We start from the raw sequence: 235 nt of genomic DNA on the forward strand, positions 1-235 counted from the left end.
ATTAATTTCAGCTAATACAATTGAGCCTACCGAAACTTCTTTTTTTACTTTCTTCCATAGCTTAGCAAAAATAACTGGTTCGTACCGTTCACCATTAATTGATACTAACTCAACTTTAGCCATTTCTCTTTCATATTTATCATATTTCTTATGCACAGATTTAATTACTGCGGCTACATAGTTCTCTTTTTGTAGAATAGCTTCTTCTAATTTAATTCTGTATTCACCCTCTACT

At 31.1% G+C, this 235-nt stretch carries 1 protein-coding gene; it reads right to left on the bottom strand.

Translation table 11 applies throughout. The features are described from left to right. Window positions 1–235, bottom strand: a 235-nt coding sequence (locus N7568_RS25430) for a hypothetical protein (RefSeq protein WP_261612389.1), incomplete at both ends; no start/stop codon positions are given.

This window comes from Paenarthrobacter aurescens, assembly GCF_025421775.1.
Classification (GTDB): Bacteria; Actinomycetota; Actinomycetes; order Actinomycetales; family Micrococcaceae; genus Arthrobacter; species Arthrobacter aurescens_B.